Origin of the sequence: Micromonospora sp. NPDC005413 (assembly GCF_040606435.1) — a bacterium.
Lineage (GTDB): Bacteria > Actinomycetota > Actinomycetes > Mycobacteriales > Micromonosporaceae > Micromonospora.
On the sequence record NZ_JBEXEV010000003.1, the window covers coordinates 326,380 to 342,347 of the forward strand.

Sequence of the window (15,968 nt, forward strand, 5' to 3'; positions counted from 1 at the left end):
GCCGCGGTCTGCCGCCATCCGGGTGGCGGGGCCCCGGCACGATGCTGGCGGAGCTGACCTCGGGTGGGACGCGTGACAAGGGGCTGCCGAAACGCCTCGGGGGGATGTTGGATGGATCAGCGCGGTTGAGTGGGCCGGACGTCTCCGGCGACGTCGTGGAGCTGCGGGTGCACGGAGTCTCCGGCGCGAGCGCCGGAGAGGTGCTGGACCTGCAGCAGACAGCGCAGGTCGCGGGTGACCGCAGCGGGGGCTTCTACCGGCCCCGGCCCCAACGTTCGGACCCCACCGGCGCGCACGGGGTGACGCTGGAGGCGTACCACTGGGGTGACCTGCCCTCCGGGACCGTGGCCCGCACTCTGGCGGTGGTCTTCCTGCTGCCGTTCATGCTGGTCAACGTAGCGATCTGGATGCGTCCGGCGAATCCCGCTTCCGAGGCGATGGTCAAGTCCCTGTGCCGGGTGCTGGCGCTCACGCTCACCGTGCTGTACGTGCTCGCCATCGCCGGTGTCGCCCTGGACATGATCGGCTGGAAGTGCCTGTCCTCGCCAAGCTGCCTGGCCGGGCGCAGTTGGTTGTCCTGGTTGGGCGGGCGGCCGGTCGGACCGCGGCTGGCGGTGCTCGCGCTGGTCCCGGCCGCCGCGATCGCCCTGGTCTGGCGGATCAGCACCCGCCCGGAACGGACGTTCGAGGTGTTTCGCGCACCCCGTCAGGAGGTCTGCGGGTCTCGGCTCGGCACGGTCGGTCGGTGGGACGCCGAGCCGCTGGTGGGTCGGCTGCGCGCCATCCACGTCGCCGCCGCGTTCGCGACGCTGGACCTCACTCTGCTCCTGGCTCGAGCCGCAAGCGGCGCCACGGCCGCCACCATCGCGCTGACGGTGACCACCGGGGTGGTCCTGGCGGTCAGCGTGGGCCTGCTCTGCACGCCCTCGCTGATCGACCGGGCTGCCGACGATCAGCGGCTCGACAGGGTCACCCGCACGCTTCGGACCGCTGCCACTGTCCTGACCCTTGTCGTCCTGGCCTATGTGCTGACCAGCCCGCAGCCGTGGCACGACGGGCGTGGACTTCCCGGCTACGACACGACCCTGGCCGGGTTGTTCGTCGCACAGACGACGCTGTTGGTCGCACTGGGCGTGGTGCTGCTCTGGCGCCGGGACCGGGCACGAGGCGCCACCCCGCTGTTCGGGCTGGGCGCGCTCGTGATCGCGGCCGCCGGGATCAGCCTGGCGGTGGCGTACTCCGCCGAGTTCGTCTACCGGGTGGCGGATTTTTTGGATCGCGACGTGCCGACCGGGGAGGGCATCGCCACGGGTCCACCCCCGGGATACACCTGGGCGATCTACGGCTTCTTTCGCGCTGTGCTGGTCACGCTGATCGTCGCCGGCCTGGTCATCGTGCTCTCCCGCCGCAGACGGCGCCGGGCTGCGGCGGCGATCGTCGCGCATGACTACCCGAGCCCGCCCGCGGGGGCCGGGCCCCGACTGCGGCAGGTCCGAGACGCGATAGCCCGGGCGCGGTTCACCGAGAAACTGGTGCCGCTGGCTGTGTTCTACGGCTGCCTCACCGGCCTCGGCACGGCCACCACCACCATCGGCCTGCTGGGACTGTTGCCCGCCGACGTCATCGAGCGGAACGCCAAGTTGCCGGCGGACGCGGTCACCTTCGGCATCTCGTTCGGCAGTTGGGTGATCGCGGCCATGATCCTCGGCCTGATCATCGGGGGCACCTTCGCCTACCGGACCGTTCCGTTCCGGCGGCACATCGGCGTCCTCTGGGATCTTGGCACCTTCTGGCCCCGCGCCGCCCACCCGTTCGCCCCGCCCTGCTACGCGGAGCGGGCGGTGCCGGAGCTGACCCGCCGAATCACGTACCTCGTCGAGCGCGGCAACGCGGTGCTGCTCACCGGGCACAGCCACGGCTCGGTCCTGCTCGCCGCCACGGTGCTCCAGTTGCCGCCGCAGGTCACCAGCCGCGTCGCCCTGCTCACCCACGGGTCACCGCTGCGCCGGCTCTACGCGCGGCTCTTCCCCGCCTACGTCGACGACGCGGCACTGCACGAGATCGGCCGCCGGGTCGGTTGGCGCTGGGTGAACCTGTGGCGCGACACCGACCCCATCGGCGGCTGGATCTTCTCCGCACACCGGCCACCCGAGTCGGCCACCACGTCCGACCCGGCAGCCGCGGTGGATCGCCGACAGCGCGATCCCCGGGACGTGGTGACGCCACCCGGCGACAGCGTCCCCCCACCCATCCACGGGCACTGGCCGGACGAATCCGACGAGCCGTTCACCGAGGCGGTACGGGAGTTGGTGCAGCGCCTCGGTCGGCGGGCCGATCCGCCCGTCACACCCACGTAGCGGGCCGGGTCACTTCCCTCGGCTCGCCCGCCTACGCCAGTCGTCGAGGCGCGTACCGGCGATGCGGGCGCCGTCGGCGGGAACGAGCGAGCGTTCGCCCAACGTGGCACCGAAGTACCGGGCGCCGGGGTCGGCCACCACCGAGCGAGGGTCCTGCTGGGCCGCGAGGACGGATCGGCCCAGTTCGTCGAGGCGGAACTGCTCCGGGCCACCGACCTCGACCACAGCGTTCGTCGGCGCGCCCACCACGACCTCAGCCACCGCGGCCGCGACGTCGTCCGCGGCCATCGGCTGAATGAGCACAGGCGCGAGGTGCACGGTGTCACCGTCCGTGGCGGCGTCGATGATGCCCTGGACGAACTCGAAGAACTGCGTGGCGTGCACCAGGGAATACGGGATCCCGGACGCGGTGATGAGCTTCTCCTGGGCGACCTTCGCCCGCAGGTAACCGCTGTCCGGGAGCCGGTCGGAACCCACGACGGAGAGCGCCACGTAGTGGCCCACCCCGGCGTCCGTCGCGGCGGCGAGGAGATTCCGGGTGGAGGTCTCGAAGAACTCCAGCACGGCGGTGTCCTCGAACGAGGGCGAGTTCGACACGTCGACGACGACGTCAGCACCGGCGAGCGCCTCGGCCACTCCTTCGCCGGTCAATGTGTTCACGCCGGTCTTCGGCGAGGCCGGCACCGCCTCGTGGCCCTGCGCCCCGAGGCGGTCCACGAGCTTGGAACCGATGAGGCCACTGCCCCCGATGACGACGACCTTCATGATCGAACCACGTCCTGTCTGCACTCAGTTGAGTCGTGCTGCCCGCCCACCAGTAGGACCGAAACCTTGCGCGGATGCGGGACAATCGCCGGAGAACAGTCCGACGGAGATCACCTGACCCCCGGAGGTCGACGTGGCAGCGGTGTCCCACCCGGTGTTCGCCCGGGTCTACGAGCGGCTCAGCGTCGCCATGGACCGTGCCGGCACGGCGCAGTTCCGACGGGACCTGGTGGCCGGCCTGTCCGGCCGGGTGATCGAGATCGGCGCCGGCAACGGGCGGATGTTCTCCCACTATCCGCCGGGCGTGACCGAGGTCGTCGCGGTCGAACCCGAACGACGTCTGCGCGCCGCTGCCGAGCGCGCCGCGCCGTCCGCTCCGGTGCCGGTCACGGTCGTCGACGGTCTGGCCGACGCGCTGCCCGCCGGGGACGGCGAGTTCGACGCTGCCGTGGTCGCGTTGGTGTTGTGCACCGTGCCCGATCAGGCGAGCGCGCTCGCCGAGGTCAGCCGGGTGCTGCGCCCCGGCGGCCAGTTGCGTTTCTTCGAGCACGTCGCCGCCGAGGAGCCCAGCCGCCTGCGCCGAACCCAACGGCTGGTCGACGCGACGCTGTGGCCGAAGCTGTTCGCCGGCTGCCACACCAGTCGCGACACCATCGCCGCCATCAGGGCGCAAGGATTCGTGATCGAGGAACTGCGCCAGTTCCGTTTCCCGGCCACCAGCAACAGCCCGTCCTCGCCCTGCGTCCACGGACGCGCGATCAGGCCGGCACCAACGGCCCTGCAATAAGGACGCCAGCCACTCGACTGCTCCGGGGCCGCGTTCGCTGTCGCCGGCGGCGCTCCCCGCCCCGACATCAGATGCCGCAGTGTCGACTCGGCCCGGGTGGTCGTGGCGGCGAACCCATACGGGAACGCGAAACCAACAAACAGGAACGCGAAGGCCAGTCGAATTTGCATTGACAGGCGTTAGCTATTGTACCGTTTTGCCGCATTTGCGCGGTGGACGTGATGTGGTGGTCACCGCGCTTGTCGGCGCCATATAGGCCGTTGCGCAGGACACGGCTCGCGAGACGTCTCCTGCGAGTAGTACCCACGGAGGGTGTTCTGTGACAGCTAAATCCATTCTTCGCCTACGGCGGCGGGCGGTCATGCCGGCGCTCGCGGCTGCCGCAGCCGCCACCGTGGCGGCCAGCTTGTTGCTCTTCAGCTCGACTGCGGCCAATGCGCAGGAGGCACCGGTAAACCTGGGGACGGCAGCTGACTTCTCCGTCCTGGCCGGGGCCGAGCCCACCAACACCGGCCCCAGTTTCCTGGCCCAGAGTCTCGGGCGGTTCCCGGGAAACACCGCGTCCGGCTTTGGAACGGCAACCATCGGCGGCGAGGTCCACCTCGGCGACGCGGTCGCTCTCCAGGCCCAGAGCGACCTGACCATCGCCTTCAACGACGCCGCCGGCCGGACCCCGTTCACCAACCTTCCCGCGGAACTCGGCGGCAACACGCTCAACGCCGGGGTCTATCGGATCGGGGCCGCCCAGCTCACCGGGCCGTTGACGCTGAACGGCCAGGGCGACCCGTCGGCCGTGTTCATCTTCCAGGTCGACTCCTCGCTGACGACGGCGTCGAACAGCAGCGTCGTCCTGATCAACGGTGCTTCAGCCTGCAACGTGTTCTGGAAGATCGGCAGCTCGGCGACGATCGGCACGGGGACCACCTTCGTGGGCACCATCATGGCCCAGGCGGCAATCACGATGGCCACGGGCGCGACCCTCCAGGGCCGCGCGCTGGCGCGAACCGCCGCCGTCACCCTCGACACCAACGTCATCACCGCACCGGTGTGCGCCGGGCCGACCGGCCCGCCCGGGCCAACCGGCCCGCCGGGACCATCCGGCCCGCCCGGTAGCCCTGGAGCACCCGGCAGCCCCGGCGCTCCCGGAAGCCCCGGAGCACCCGGAAGCCCCGGCACACCCGGCAGCCCTGGAGCACCAGGTAGCCCCGGCGCACCCGGTAGCCCCGGAGCACCCGGCGCACCCGGAAGCCCCGGAACACCGGGAAGCCCCGGAGCACCCGGTAGCCCCGGCGCACCAGGTAGCCCCGGCGCACCCGGCAGCCCCGGCGCACCCGGCAGCCCTGGAGCACCCGGCAGCCCTGGTGGCGGCAAGACACCCATCCTGCCGGTGACCGGCGGCAACGTGGTTCCGGCCATGACGGGCATGGGAAGTGTCATGGTCGTGCTGGGCGCGCTCGTGTTCTTCCTCACGCGGCGTCGCAACCAGGAGTCCTGAGCGGTGGCCCGGCCGGCGACCTGCCGGCCGGGCCCTTCCGGGACTCACCATTCGGTCCACCCTCAGCCCAATAGCTCACCGACTCCCTCGACGGCTGTTCGCGCGGATTCACTGGCGGGGCAGTCCGGCCAGCCAGGCATCCAGGTCCGCCGGCGAGCGCAGCAACACCACAGGCGGCAAGGACGAGCCGGTCTGCCAGGCCCGCATCCGCCGCCGGGCCCGGCCGAACGCGGTGACGTGCCACACCAGGATCGAGTCCGGGGACAGCACACTGCTCAGCGATTCGCGGTTGCCGTTGCAGATCTCCTCGCCCGTCACCAGCCGGCGAGCCGTGCGCCGCAGCAGTTGCCCGAAGGAACGCCACCGTGGATAGTCCAGGCCGACCACCAGGTCGGCACGAGCCAACGGTACGTCCCGCCAGCCGTGGTACGCCCCGTCGATGATCCAACGGTCCCGCCGGCAGATGTCCTCGATCCGGCTGCGCTGCTGTGCGACCGGCACCTCGACCCAGCCCGGCCGCCAGAGCAGATCGTCCACCGGATACCAGGGCAGCCCGAGCTGTTCGGCCAGCCGCGCCGCGAGGGTGGACTTGCCGGAGCCATACACCCCGTAGACCAGGATGCGACGCGGTGCGCTCATCGCGGCAGCGTACGTCGCGAGAAAAAATCGCTTGTGGGGTGCGGCGGGCTCCGCGAGAGTGACGTCCATGACGTACTGACGGACTCCACCCCCTTGCTCCGCGCCACCGGTGACGCCTCCCGGTGGCCGTGATGCCGTCCGTTCCTACGTTCTCAGCGAGAAGTGAGCGTCCTTGTCCCAGCACCACTCCCCTCGGGAGTCCCTGCCCCCGTCCACCCCTGCCACTGTCATGGTGTTCGCCTCCCCCGCGAGCTGGATCGAGTCCGATGCGCTCGCGCAGTGCCAGCAGGTGGCCGCCCTCGACGGCATGATCCACGTTGCCGCGATGCCGGACCTGCACCCCGGCAAGGGCGCGCCCATCGGTGCGGCGATGGCGTCGACCGTGCTGTACCCGTTCCTGGTGGGCTCCGACATCGGCTGCGGCATCGCCGTGTTCCCCATCAAGCTCAAGCGCGCCGTACCCGAGCGGCTCGTTTCCCGGTTCCCCGACCTCGACCGCGCGTTGGACCCCGAGCAGGACGCCGACGACCCGGCCTGGGCCGTTCTGAAGGGCGACGTTCCCGCCGGCCACCTGGACGGCCTCGGGACGGTCGGCCGGGGCAACCACTTCGTCGAGCTGGCGAGTGTCGGCAGCGTTCTCGACTCGACCCACGCGGGGCGTCTCGGGCTCGACGCCGGCGATCTCGTGCTCATCGTGCACAGCGGTTCCCGTGGTCTGGGCGAGCGGATCCTGCGGGCGCACACCGAGGTCCACGGCGCCGGCGCCGCCCCCGATCCCGCCGCATACCTGACGATGCACGACGAAGCGGTGCGCTGGGGTTCGCTCAACCGCCGGGTGCTGGCCGCCCGGGTCGCGTCCGCGCTGGGTGCCGAGCCCACCGAGCCGATCGTCGATCAGTGCCACAACCTGGTCGAGGTCCGGGACGGGGTCTACCTGCACCGCAAGGGCGCGGCGCCGGGTGACGGCCGCGACGTCCTCATCGCCGGTACGCGGGGCACCGCGTCCTACCTGGTCGCCGCGCACGCCGGGCCGGACGCCAACCACTCCGTGGCGCACGGCGCCGGCCGCAAGATGTCGCGCGCCGACGCCCTGCGGCGGGGTCGGGCCAAGCACACGGTCGAGGAGCTACGCCGCACGCCGGTGGGCTCGCTGGTGGTGTGCGGCGACCGCCAACTGCTCTTCGAGGAGGCGCCCACGGCGTACAAGCGCATCGAGCAGGTGATCGCCGACCTCGTCGAGCACCGACTGGCCACGCCGGTGGTCAGCACGACTCCCCTGGTCACCTACAAGACGCCCGACCTCGGGTCCGCGCCGCGACGGGACCGGCGGGACCACCGCGGCCGGCGAGGCCGGTCATGAGCGTGCACCTGATGCTGTCCGCCGGGCGTGGCCCGCAGGAGTGCGCCTGGGCGCTGGCCCAGCTACTGCGCCGCCTGACCGCCGACGGCACCCGGCACGGTCTGACGGTCAAGCAGATCCAGGCCGTGCCCGGTGACCGACCCGGCACCTACCGATCGGTGCTCATCCAGATCTCCGGTGCCGGCGCCGAGGCGTTCGCCGGCTCCTGGACCGGGACCCTGTGCTGGCAGGCCCCCAGTCCGTACCGGGCGAGCGCCGGCCGAAAGAACTGGTACGTCACCGCCCGGCAGCCCCAACTCGACGCCCCGCCGACGACGTTCGCGGAGTCGGATGTCGACATCGTCGCCTGCCGTACCGGCGGGCCGGGCGGTCAGCATCGGAACAAGGCCAGCACGTCGGTACGGGCGACGCACCGCCCCTCGGGCATCGTCGTCGTGGTGGACGAGGAGCGGCAGTTCAGCCTCAACCGTCGTATCGCCCTGCAACTGCTGCGGCAACGCATCGAGCACGGCGACGAGGCGGCGCGGCGTGCCGTCACCACCGCCCGGTGGCGCATCCACGACGAACTCGTCCGCGGCGACCCCGTCCGGGTGGAACGCCCGGACGGCATTCCTGACCCGCGAGGAACCAAGGTCGCCCGGCGGCTCGTAGGGTGATGGCATGGCTGAGCGACCTCTGACCTTGATGGCGGTGCACGCCCACCCGGACGACGAGGCGACGAGCACCGGTGGCGTCCTTGCCCGGTACGCGGCGGAGGGGATCACGACGGTGCTCGTGACCTGCACCGACGGGCGGTGCGGTGACGGCCCGGGTGGGGTCAAGCCCGGCGACCCGGGGCACGACCCGGCCGCTGTCGTGGCGATGCGCCAGGCCGAGCTGGAGGCCAGCTGCGCGGCGTTGAAGGTCACCCACCTGGAGACCCTCGGGTACGGCGACTCCGGGATGATGGGCTGGCCGACCAACGATCTGCCCGGCGCGTTCTGGATAACGCCGGTGGCGGAGGCGGCGGGCCGGCTCGCGGAGCTGATCCGGCAGTACCAACCAGACGTCGTCGTCACGTACGACGAGAACGGCTTCTACGGCCACCCGGACCACATCCAGGCTCATCGGATCACCATGGCCGCTGTCGAGATGACGGACATCCCGGCGAAGGTGTACTGGACCACCGTGCCGCGCACGGCGTTCGAGCAGCTGGGCCGGATCATGCAGGAGCTCGGCGTCGAGTGGGCCGAGCCGGATGCGGCGGCGGAGCCGGGGCCGCAGCTCGGCCTGCCCGACGATGAGATCACCACCTGGGTGGACACGAGCAGCTACGGCGCGCAGAAGTTCGACGCGCTGGCCACCCATGCCAGTCAGACCGAGAACATCTTCTTCCTGCAACTGGGCCAGGAGCGGTTCACTGAGCTGATGGGCGTGGAGACCTTCCTGCGGGTCCGTGACCGGACCGGCGCGCCGACGCCCGAGGACGACCTCTTCGCCGGCCTGCGCTGACTTCTGACGGTCAGTACCGCCGAGCCCGCCACGAACAGGCCCTTCACGTAGCCGGGCAGCCCTCGATCGCCCGCCGCGAGGTAGGCCAGCGTGGGCTGCCCCGATGATGCGCGGGACGGTACCGGTTCGACCTGAGGGTGGCGCCATGCCGCGGGCCTTCGGAAGTTTCGCTGACGGGATGCGAGGGGTTCCGCAGCTCATATGACCAATTTCCGGAAGTTTTCAGCGTTGACGCCCACGCATCGACCACCTTAACGTTTCGAGCAAGTTTCCGGTTTCCGGCCGGAACTACCGGCTCCACCCAGGACCGGGCCGAACCCCCGGGCGCCCCGCCCCGACCCCCCGATCAGCACCCGCCAACACCGGACCCTCAACTTCTTGATTGACACATGTCTATCGATGGTGTGGAAAGGAAGGCACATGAAGCTGAGACAGTGGATGACCGTCAGCGCGGTCGCGGTCGCGACCGTTGCCGCCCTGAACACGGTGCCGGCCACCGCCAGCCGGCCGTACGACCCCACGGCGCAGAGCCTCGCGACCCTCGGCCAGCGCCACGGCCTCCAGATCGGCACCGCCGTGAGCGGTGAGGCGCTCAACGACGCCAGCGACCCGCAGTACCGCAAGCTGGCCTCCACCGAGTTCTCCTCGGTCACGGCCGAGAATGCGATGAAGTGGGAGAGCCTGGAGCCCACCCGCGGCACCTACGACTGGGCAGCGGCCGACCAGCTCGTCGAGTTCGCCAAGCGCAACCGGCAGAGCGTGCGGGGCCACGTGCTGGTCTGGCACAACCAGCTTCCCGGCTGGCTGACCAGTGGCGTCGCCGACGGCTCCATCAGCAAGCAGGAGCTACGCGACCTGCTGCGCAAGCACATCACCACCGTTGCCAGCCGCTACAAGGGCAAGATCTGGCAGTGGGACGTGGTCAACGAGGCGGTCAGCGACCCGTGGGACACCCCGTCGACCCTGCACTACAAGGGCTTCTGGGCGCAGAACCTCGGGCCCGGCTACATCGCCGACTCGTTCCGCTGGGCGCGCGCCGCCGACCCCAAGGCCCTGCTGTTCTACAACGACTACAACATCGAGGCATTCGGCTCCGGCAACCCGGCGAACGACAAGACCCAGTTCGTCTACGACATGACCAAGGGCCTGCGCGCCCAGGGCGTGCCGATCGACGGCGTCGGCTCCCAGGGCCACCTGGGCACCCAGTACGGCAACTACGACACCCTCCAGGTGACCGCCGCGCTGAAGAAGTTCAGCGGGCTCGGCGTCGCCACCGCGTTCACCGAGGTCGACGTCCGCAGCCGAATGACCGAGGCCGTCCAGGCCGGCGACTCGGAGGAGATCAACCCCCGACTGCAGGCGTCGGCAGCCAACTTCAGCGTGCTGATGAAGGCGTGCCTCGCCGTACGCAGCTGCCTGTCGTACACGGTCTGGGGTTTCAGCGACAATCACTCCTGGGTGCCGGGCTGGTTCGACGACCCGCCGGAGGGCCTGGCCACCATCTACGACGAGAACTACCAGCCCAAGCGGGCATACCACGAGCTGAAGTCTGACCTGATCTTCGCTGGACCGCCGTACGTCCTGCCGCGCATCACGCCCAAACCGCGCCGCTGACCCGAAGGCTCGGCTGGTCCGACGGTGCGTACACCGTAGTAGGGCCGTGTGGGGCTCCGCGAAGCCCCACACGGCCCGTACGCCACCACGGACGTCGAGGATCGACTCACGTTCAGCCGTCTTAGCCAGCCGTACGGACGCCATCGGATTACTGGTGCCGGTTCTACCGGCTTATTGATGGTGTTGGTGTAACTATGGCAGGCGTGGGAACTGCGAAAACTGCCATGCCTGCGATCTCGCCGCTCACCGGCGATCCAATCAAGCGGGCCGATGCCGAGCGGCTCGCGGGGGTGCTGAAGGCATTCGCCGATCCGGCTCGTCTCCGGCTGCTCAGCCTGATCCAGTCCGCGCCGGAAGGTGAGGCGTCCGTGAGTGACCTCACCGCGGCGCTCAATCTCTCCCAGCCGACCGTGAGTCATCACCTTCGGATTCTCACCGAGGCCGGCCTACTCGAGCGCGACAAGCGCGGGGTCTGGGCGTACTACCGCCTGGTGCCCGCGGCGATCGCGCAGATCGCCGACCTGTTGACGCCGCCCCGAAAGCGGGCGACGAAGAAGGCCCGCTGATCGAGCAGGTGGTTGACCCGTCACATCCGCTCAAGGGTGTGGATGCCGAGCAGGTGCAGCCCTTGCCGCAGGGTCCGGGCTGTCAGCTCGGCCAGCAGCAGCCGGCTCTCCCGCAGCTCGTCCGGGGCACGCAACACCGGGCAACGCTCGTAGAACGCGTTGAACGCGGTCGCGAGCCGGTGCAGGTAACCGGCAAGGTGATGGAATTCGAGGCTCCGCTCCACCTCGCCGACCACCCCGCCGAAGCCGAGCAGCTCGACCGCCAGCGCCCGCTCCACCGGCTGCGCGAGCACGATGGGCGTGTCCAGCCGCGCGGCCGTTCCGGCGCGCCGGAACACCGACCGGATACGGGCGTACGCGTACTGGAGGTAGGGCGCGGTGTTGCCGTCCAGGGAGAGCATCCGCTCCCAGTCCAGGACGTAGTCCTTCGTCCGATCGGTGGACAGGTCGGCGTACTTGATCGCGCCGATGCCGACGGCGCGACCGATCTCGGCGGCGGCCTCGGCGTCCAGTTCCGGGTTTCTGCTCCGGGCCAGCTCGGTGGCGCGGGCAACGGCCTCCTCCAGGAGCCCGACCAACTTCACCGACTCGCCGGCCCGACTGCGCAGCATCCGCCCGTCGGCGCCGAGGATCGAACCGAAGCCCAGGTGCTCGGCCCGGGCCGGCGGGCACAGCCAACCGGCCGCCTGGGCAACAGCGAACACCATCGCGAAGTGCTGCCGCTGCGGCAGCCCGACGACGTACAACAGCCGGGTCGCGCCCAGCTCGCTGGCGCGCTGCCGCAGCGCGGCGAGATCGGTGGCCGGATAGCCGTACCCACCGTCGCTCTTGCGCACGATCAGCGGCAACGGCTCGCCGTCCCGACCGCTGAAGCCGGCCGGAAAGACACAGTCGGCCCCACCGCTGGGCACCAGCAGCCCCAACTGGTCCAGGTCGTCGACGACGCCCGCGAGCAGGTCGTTGTAGGCGCTCTCGCCCCGAAAGTCATCCCCGGACAACGTCACGTCGAGCAGGTCGTACACGGTCAGGAAGTACCGCTCGGACTGCGCCACCAGCAGCCACCACAACCGCAGTGTCCGCTCGTCGCCGCCCTGCAACGCGACCACCCGCAGCCGCGACCGTTCCCGGAACGCCTCGTCGGCGTCGAACTTCACCCGGGCCGCCCGATAGAAGGTGTCCAGGTCGCCCATCGACAACTCGTGCGCGGCCCCGGCCTCGCCGAGGTCGGCCAGGTGCTCGATCAGCATGCCGAACGGTGTCCCCCAGTCACCCAGGTGATTCACCCGCACCACCCGGTGCCCGAGCCAGTCCAGCAGCCGAACCGCCGCGTCACCGATGACCGTGGAGCGGAGATGCCCGACGTGCATTTCCTTCGCCACGTTGGGCGCCGAGTAGTCGACCACCACGGTCTGCGGCGCCGCCGTCGGCGGCACGCCCAACCGGGCGTCGTCGGCCAGCCCGGAGACCAGGTCGGCCAGTGCCCGGTCGGCAACGGTCAGATTGATGAAACCCGGCCCGGAGACCTCCGCCTCTGCGCAGACGTCGTCGAGCACCGCGCGCTCCAGCACCGCGGCGGCGATGTCGCGCGGCGGGCGGCCGAGCCGCCGGGCCAGCGCCAGCGCCGCGTCGGACTGAAAGTCCGCGCGCGGCGACCGCCGCACGAGCGGGTCGACCGGTCCGCCGGCCACCGCCGCGAACGCCGGCGCCAGCCGGTGGGACAACAACTTTTCAAGATCCATGAGTACGCCGATCTCGCTCGGAACCGCGCTGTCACGCGAGCCGTTGAAAGGGGGGAGATGCGGGCGGACCGAGGACGACCAGCGAATGACCGGCGGCTCGATCCGCCGGTCGCAGGAAACAGGTCAGCGCGGGCGGGCGACGGATCGCCGGCGTCGCCGCGCACCAACCTGGACGTCACACGACGGCCCGGTGCACTGAGCGATCACGCTGATCATGCGGGCAGCCTAGCGGCCCGGCCGATGTGGGGACACCCCGATTCCCACAGCACCATTCGGCGACCGGCGGCTGCCCAGGGTCGTTTCGGACGGCTCGTCGGAGGGAACTGCCCAGGGATAGACGAGGGGTGATCATGAGCCGACACACACCGCCACCGTCCGCCCGTACGCGAAGGCTGCTTGCGCTGATCCCGCTGCTCGGCACCATCGCACTCGGGACTGCCTGCACCGCTGCTGAGGACTCGCCCGACCCAGCCCTGTCGACCACGGCGCCGACGACCGCAGTGGGATCAACGAACCCGACCGACCAACCATCGCCGAGCGCGAGCACCCAGGCGACCATCCCGACGTCGGCCTTCGTCGAGTTGCCTTCCGAGCTGCGAAAATCTCCGCGACGGGCCACGCCGGTCGCGGATGCCCTGCCGAAACTGTGTGGCAACGAGTTCGGCACCGGAGGCCGACAGGTCACCGCGAGCGCGGCGATGACCGTCACCTACAAGAAGGCTGACGAGCCACCGACCAACGTGCCGCAGGGGATGATCCACCAAACGATCTTCACCTTCGACGGCGACGGCGCCTCGGGGTACATGGGACGTCTCCGCACCGCCGTGGAGGCATGCCCCTCCTACGACCAGTCCGGAAACCCCGTCACCGTGAAGGGCCAGGCCCTGCCCGATGTCGGCGACGAGGCGCTGCTGCTGACCTTGACGTGGGCCGAGACGAGCCTGAACGGAGAGCGCACCGGCGGCGACGCGTCCACCCAGATCGCCGTGGCACGCGTCGACACCGCGGTGACGGTGTTCCACGACCAGGGGTGGGAGGGCACCAGCGGCAACCCCGCCATCATGGACCGTGCCCTCCGCGACGGCGTACGAACCATCGACGCCTGGCAGCGGTAGCCCTCGTCGATCTCGCCGCAGGACAACCTTCGCGCCATCGGCGGTGATTCGCGGACTCAGTCGAACGGTCCGGTCCAAGGTCAGATCATGGACAACAGGATGCGCTCGGCACCCACAGCGGAGACTGTGATCCCGATCCATGAGCCCGCAGCCGCGACTCACCACGACCGCAGCACGTCGCAGGTGTAGGAGGTCATCATGTCGGACGGTCCAGGGGCGAAGATGCCGAAGCTTCCGCCGCGTTGGTTCATCCGTCTGGCCTGGTCGGTGCATCGCGGCATGTACCGGGTCTCGGGCGGCCGGTTCGGGCTGTGGCGTCCGCGCCCGAGCGGGTGGGGCACGCTGCGGCTGACCACTACGGGCCGCCGCAGCGGTCAACAGCGCAGCGTCATCGTCGGGTACCTCGAGGATGGCCCGAACCTCGTCACGCTGGCGATGAACGGGTGGGGTGCGGGTGAGCCGGCCTGGTGGCTCAACCTGCAGGCCCATCCGGGCGCGTCCATCGAGCTGGTCGACGGGCGACGACTGGTACACGCGCGCGCCGCCACCGACGGCGAGCGACCGCGACTGTGGGCACGCTGGTGCGAGGTCGACGCGAACATCGCGCTCCACGCGACGCGGAGGCCGTCGGAAACCGCAGTGGTGGTGCTGGAGCCCAGACCGGGTGGTGCCTCGCCGGTGCAATGATGCGGCCCGTGACTTCCTCGCCCGCAGATCCACTCGACTTCCGCGGCGTGCGACGTGCCTACGACACGGTGGCCAGGGACTACGCCGCCTATCTGCCGGACACGCGCGCCGAGGCTCCACTCGACCTCGCCATGATCGACGCGTTCGCGGAGGCGGTAACGTCGGGTGGCGACGCACGGGTCCTCGACGCCGGGTGCGGCCCCGGCCGGATGAGCAGGTACCTCACCGAGCGCGGGTGTCTAATGCAGGGGGTCGATCTGTCTCCGGGCATGGTCGCCATGGCCCGACGCGACCACTCCGACCTGACGTTCACCGTCGGCTCGTTGGCCGCCCTCCCCTACCGCAACGACCAGTTCGCCGGTGTGCTGCTGTGGTACTCCACCATCCACACACCTCCCACCGGGCAGGCGGGCATCTTCGCGGAGGCGGCCCGTGTCCTCCGCCCATCCGGCCATCTGCTCGTCGGATTTCAGGCAGGTCAGGGTTCGTGCGACGTGGGTGCGGCGTACCGCCGCTTCGGGCACGAGATCCACCTTGAACGCCACCGTTACACGGCGGACCAGGTCGCTGCCGAGATCGAGGCCGCCGGCCTGCGAGAAGAGTGCCGCCTGGTACGGCGCGCTCGCGGCACCGAGCGCGACGATCAGGCGTTCCTGCTGGCCAGAGCCCATTGAAGGGCTCGCAACGCAGTCCTTCGGGATGTCTTCTGGCTGCGACCCTGACCGGCACCACACGGGTCAGCGGCTGAAGGCGCATCGAAGCTCGGGACGACAACTGCGGCAGTACGACGCCGTCGACCGGTACATCCCGGGTGGTAGGCCCATCGACATCCCCGGCATGACGACCCGGGTGCACTCCGGTACATACGCTGCCGGCTGTACCCGTCAGACGATCGAAGGGAAACGCGATGTCCATCCAGCATCTGCTTGCCGCGGCCGTAACCGCCCCGCTCGGGGCGATCGACCTGGCCGAACCGACAGCCGCACACGCCTCCCAGCCTGGCGCCGCCACGGCTCTCGTCATGAGCTCCGGGCGACTCGGTGCCAGCGTGGCCGCCCTGCTGGGGCTGGTCGGCGCGGTCATCGGTGGGCTGGCTCTGGCCCGCCCCGCCAGTCGCCTCGGCACCGGCTCCGGCACCGGGCGACTCGGTGCCGTCCTGGCCCTGGCAACAGGGCTGACCGGCATGGCGCTCGGTGGGGTGGTGGTGGCCACGTCCGACAGTGGTATCGGCACGGGCAACGGGCGAGGCGGTGCCTTCGTGGCCCTGGCGGTCGGGCTGGTCGGCGTGGTCCTCGGTGGGCTGGCACTGGTCCGCTCCCGCCGCAACGGCCGGCTGGCCGCCTGAGCGGTCGC

General features: G+C 70.4%; 15 protein-coding genes. 12 read left to right on the forward strand and 3 right to left on the reverse strand.

What is annotated here, in order from left to right; translation table 11 throughout:
- Positions 1-125: 125 nt before the first annotated feature.
- Positions 126-2,357 (forward strand): hypothetical protein, encoded by a 2,232-nt coding sequence (locus ABZS37_RS07285; protein ID WP_355166438.1) that lies wholly within the window; start codon positions 126-128, stop codon positions 2,355-2,357.
- 9 nt (positions 2,358-2,366) lie between these two features.
- Here ABZS37_RS07285 and ABZS37_RS07290 read toward each other — a convergent pair whose 3' ends face one another.
- Entirely contained in the window at positions 2,367-3,122 is a 756-nt protein-coding gene (locus tag ABZS37_RS07290) for an SDR family oxidoreductase (RefSeq protein ID WP_355166440.1), read from the reverse strand.
- Positions 3,123-3,255: 133 nt separating this feature from the next.
- On the opposite strand from ABZS37_RS07290, the gene ABZS37_RS07295 reads away from it, so the two are divergent.
- Together ABZS37_RS07295 and ABZS37_RS07300 are read left to right on the forward strand one after the other, a co-directional pair.
- Complete coding sequence (locus ABZS37_RS07295) at positions 3,256-3,909, forward strand: methyltransferase domain-containing protein (RefSeq protein WP_355166442.1); 654 nt, start codon at positions 3,256-3,258, stop codon at positions 3,907-3,909.
- A 319-nt stretch (positions 3,910-4,228) separates the two neighbouring features.
- The gene (locus ABZS37_RS07300; RefSeq protein ID WP_355166444.1) at positions 4,229-5,404 is read left to right on the forward strand and encodes an ice-binding family protein; all 1,176 of its coding nucleotides are present in this window, start codon (positions 4,229-4,231) and stop codon (positions 5,402-5,404) included.
- Between the two features lie 108 nt (positions 5,405-5,512).
- Here ABZS37_RS07300 and ABZS37_RS07305 read toward each other — a convergent pair whose 3' ends face one another.
- Entirely contained in the window at positions 5,513-6,043 is a 531-nt protein-coding gene (locus tag ABZS37_RS07305) for an adenylate kinase (protein ID WP_355166446.1), read from the reverse strand.
- Between the two features lie 172 nt (positions 6,044-6,215).
- Between ABZS37_RS07305 and ABZS37_RS07310 the strand changes: the two genes are divergently transcribed.
- The 5 genes from ABZS37_RS07310 (at position 6,216) to ABZS37_RS07330 (ending at position 11,074) form a co-directional block, all read left to right on the forward strand.
- Positions 6,216-7,403 carry an RNA ligase RtcB family protein gene (locus ABZS37_RS07310; RefSeq protein WP_355166448.1) on the forward strand — a complete coding sequence of 396 codons (1,188 nt, stop codon included), beginning with the start codon at positions 6,216-6,218 and terminating at the stop codon, positions 7,401-7,403.
- On the forward strand, positions 7,400-8,059 hold the full coding sequence (gene prfH, locus ABZS37_RS07315; protein ID WP_355166450.1) for a peptide chain release factor H: 660 nt from the start codon (positions 7,400-7,402) through the stop codon (positions 8,057-8,059). The genes ABZS37_RS07310 and prfH overlap by 4 nt, the downstream gene beginning before the upstream one ends.
- 4 nt (positions 8,060-8,063) lie before the next feature.
- Positions 8,064-8,894, forward strand: a complete 831-nt coding sequence (locus ABZS37_RS07320; protein ID WP_355166452.1) for a PIG-L family deacetylase — start codon at positions 8,064-8,066, stop codon at positions 8,892-8,894.
- A 420-nt stretch (positions 8,895-9,314) separates the two neighbouring features.
- Positions 9,315-10,508, forward strand: coding sequence for an endo-1,4-beta-xylanase (locus tag ABZS37_RS07325; RefSeq protein ID WP_355166454.1), 1,194 nt, complete (start codon positions 9,315-9,317; stop codon positions 10,506-10,508).
- Between the two features lie 224 nt (positions 10,509-10,732).
- On the forward strand, positions 10,733-11,074 hold the full coding sequence (locus ABZS37_RS07330; RefSeq protein WP_088947102.1) for a metalloregulator ArsR/SmtB family transcription factor: 342 nt from the start codon (positions 10,733-10,735) through the stop codon (positions 11,072-11,074).
- Positions 11,075-11,094: 20 nt separating this feature from the next.
- Here ABZS37_RS07330 and argS read toward each other — a convergent pair whose 3' ends face one another.
- A complete protein-coding gene (gene argS, locus ABZS37_RS07335) occupies positions 11,095-12,813 on the reverse strand; it encodes an arginine--tRNA ligase (protein WP_355166456.1) in 1,719 nt (572 codons plus the stop codon).
- A gap of 350 nt (positions 12,814-13,163) precedes the next feature.
- Between argS and ABZS37_RS07340 the strand changes: the two genes are divergently transcribed.
- From ABZS37_RS07340 to ABZS37_RS07355, 4 genes are all read left to right on the forward strand, one after another.
- Positions 13,164-13,928 (forward strand): hypothetical protein, encoded by a 765-nt coding sequence (locus ABZS37_RS07340; protein ID WP_355166458.1) that lies wholly within the window; start codon positions 13,164-13,166, stop codon positions 13,926-13,928.
- Between the two features lie 198 nt (positions 13,929-14,126).
- Positions 14,127-14,615 (forward strand): nitroreductase/quinone reductase family protein, encoded by a 489-nt coding sequence (locus ABZS37_RS07345; RefSeq protein WP_355166460.1) that lies wholly within the window; start codon positions 14,127-14,129, stop codon positions 14,613-14,615.
- Positions 14,616-14,662: 47 nt separating this feature from the next.
- A complete protein-coding gene (locus ABZS37_RS07350; protein ID WP_355166462.1) occupies positions 14,663-15,289 on the forward strand; it encodes a class I SAM-dependent methyltransferase in 627 nt (208 codons plus the stop codon).
- A 233-nt stretch (positions 15,290-15,522) separates the two neighbouring features.
- Positions 15,523-15,960: a DUF6223 family protein gene (locus ABZS37_RS07355; protein ID WP_355166464.1), complete on the forward strand. Its 438-nt coding sequence runs from the start codon at positions 15,523-15,525 to the stop codon at positions 15,958-15,960.
- Positions 15,961-15,968 lie beyond the last annotated feature (8 nt).

What these genes read in the sequence shown, in the direction of transcription:
- ABZS37_RS07345 (WP_355166460.1), top strand. Translation starts at nt 14,127, where the DNA reads ATGTCGGACGGTCCAGGGGCGAAGATGCCGAAGCTTCCGCCGCGTTGG.
- argS (WP_355166456.1), bottom strand. Translation starts at nt 12,813, where the DNA reads ATGGATCTTGAAAAGTTGTTGTCCCACCGGCTGGCGCCGGCGTTCGCG.
- ABZS37_RS07320 (WP_355166452.1), top strand. Translation starts at nt 8,064, where the DNA reads ATGGCTGAGCGACCTCTGACCTTGATGGCGGTGCACGCCCACCCGGAC.
- ABZS37_RS07355 (WP_355166464.1), top strand. Translation starts at nt 15,523, where the DNA reads ATGTCCATCCAGCATCTGCTTGCCGCGGCCGTAACCGCCCCGCTCGGG.
- ABZS37_RS07340 (WP_355166458.1), top strand. Translation starts at nt 13,164, where the DNA reads ATGAGCCGACACACACCGCCACCGTCCGCCCGTACGCGAAGGCTGCTT.
- ABZS37_RS07330 (WP_088947102.1), top strand. Translation starts at nt 10,733, where the DNA reads ATGCCTGCGATCTCGCCGCTCACCGGCGATCCAATCAAGCGGGCCGAT.
- ABZS37_RS07305 (WP_355166446.1), bottom strand. Translation starts at nt 6,043, where the DNA reads ATGAGCGCACCGCGTCGCATCCTGGTCTACGGGGTGTATGGCTCCGGC.
- ABZS37_RS07325 (WP_355166454.1), top strand. Translation starts at nt 9,315, where the DNA reads ATGAAGCTGAGACAGTGGATGACCGTCAGCGCGGTCGCGGTCGCGACC.
- ABZS37_RS07290 (WP_355166440.1), bottom strand. Translation starts at nt 3,122, where the DNA reads ATGAAGGTCGTCGTCATCGGGGGCAGTGGCCTCATCGGTTCCAAGCTC.
- prfH (WP_355166450.1), top strand. Translation starts at nt 7,400, where the DNA reads ATGAGCGTGCACCTGATGCTGTCCGCCGGGCGTGGCCCGCAGGAGTGC.